The following is a 1733-nucleotide window of genomic DNA, read 5'->3' on the forward strand; positions in this document are numbered from 1 at the left end:
GGCGAGCAGTTCGCGCTCGCGTCCGATCAGCTGGGCGGCTCCTGCGGAGAGCGGCGAGGGCTGCACCGCCCGGACCGACCCGGCGGGCTGCTCGCCCGCGGGCTGGCCGGGCTGGTCTGGGCGGCCGGCATCGGCGTCGACACCGGCTCCGCCTTCTATCCGCTCAACCTGGCCCTCTACACGCCGCTCTGCCTGGCCGGCGCGGCCGCCGCCTGGACGGTCGCCCGCGCCGGCCGTCCGGACCCCGGGTCCGTCGCCGGCTGATCAGGCCTGCTGGCAGCCCGGGCACCAGAAGAGGTTGCGGGAGGCGTGCTCCTCCGTCCGGACCTCGGTGCCGCAGACCAGGCAGGGCATGGCGGCCCGGCGGTAGACGTAGACCTCGCCGCCGTGGTCGTCCACGCGCGGGGGCCGGCCCATCGCCTCGGGGGTGTGCTCGGGGCGGACGGTGTCGATCCGGCCCGCGCCGACGCCCTCGTGCATCAGGCCGACCAGGTCGGCCCAGATGGCGTCCCACTCGGCGCGGGTGAGGTCGCGCCCGGCCCGGTGCGGGTCGATGCCGTGCCGGAACAGCACCTCCGCGCGGTAGACGTTGCCCACGCCGGCCAGCACCTTCTGGTCCATCAGCAGCGCCGCGACCGTCGTCCGGCTGCCGGATATCCGCCGCCAGGCCGGCTCCGGGTCGGCGTCGGCGCGCAGCGGGTCCGGCCCGAGCCGGGCGGCGACGGCGGCCTTCTCCGCGTCCGTGATCAGCGCGCAGGTGTTGGGACCGCGCAGGTCGGCGAAGGCGTCGTCGTTCTCCAGGCGCAGCCGGACCAGGCCGACCGGCTCGGGCGCCGGGCCCGCGCCGAACGTGAAGCCGCCGTACAGGCCGAGGTGGACGTGCACCCAGGAGCCGCCCTCGAAGCCGAGGAAGAGGTGCTTGCCGGTGGCCTCCGCCCCGGTGAGCACCTGACCGTCGATCAGCCGGGCGCTGTCCGCGAACCGGCCCTGCGGGCTGCTCGCCCGGACCGGGCGGCCGCCGAAGGTCCTGGCGTTCTCGGCGGCGAGGCGGTGGATGATGTGGCCTTCCGGCACGGGCGTCAGCTCCCCCGGGTGGTTCGACAGGACCCGTCCATCATCGCAGCCGGCACCGACACTCCCGGGGGAGCGCATCGGTGCCCCCGGGTGGCGCTCGGCGTGCTGACCGGCGGACCGGTCAGCGCACCGGGATGCCCATCAGCCGGGCCAGGATCACCCGATCCAGCTCGGCCGCGGTCGCGGCGACGTCCAGGTGCGAGTTGTCGATGATCGGCAGCCCGGAGTTGTACCAGCCGGCCATCCGCCCGTGGATCCGGGCCACCTCCTCATCGCTGAGCCGCCGGTTGCCGCTGCGCCGGGCATTGCGGCTGAGCACCGAGTCCAGGCTGGGCAGCAGCACGACCGGGATCATGCCGGGCCCGATGTGGCGCTTCCAGCCGCCGAGGCCGATCGCCGGGCGGTCCGGGAAGACGGCGTCGTCGATGATGCAGGAGATGCCGTTGGCGAGGTAGTTGCGGCAGGCGAAGCCACAGGTGCGGCGGGCCAGTCGGTACTGCGCCTCGGAGGCGTTGTTCCAGCCGGACTGCGGGTTGGCGAAGCCGGACTGCACCCACTCGCGGACATCGTCCAGGCTGATGTGCGCGGTCGGCGTGGGGCGGCGCTCGGCCCAGTGCCGGGCGACGGTGGTCTTGCCGGCGCCGGCCGGGCCGATCAGC

General features: G+C 75.1%; 2 protein-coding genes and 1 pseudogene. 1 reads left to right on the plus strand and 2 read right to left on the minus strand.

All coding sequences use genetic code 11. The annotated features are described in order from the left end of the window. A pseudogene (locus ABZ885_RS40580) lies at window positions 1–264 on the plus strand (hypothetical protein); the annotation flags it as partial. Here ABZ885_RS40580 and ABZ885_RS40585 read toward each other — a convergent pair. After that, window positions 265–1074, minus strand: a complete 810-nt coding sequence (locus tag ABZ885_RS40585; protein WP_360200145.1) for a DNA-formamidopyrimidine glycosylase family protein — start codon at window positions 1072–1074, stop codon at window positions 265–267. Window positions 1075–1195: 121 nt separating this feature from the next. Continuing rightward, on the minus strand, window positions 1196–1733 hold a 538-nt coding region (locus ABZ885_RS40590; RefSeq protein ID WP_360200147.1), incomplete at its 5' end, for an AAA family ATPase.

It is taken from the genome of Kitasatospora sp. NPDC047058, assembly GCF_040643935.1.
In the GTDB taxonomy this organism is placed as follows: Bacteria; Actinomycetota; Actinomycetes; order Streptomycetales; family Streptomycetaceae; genus Kitasatospora.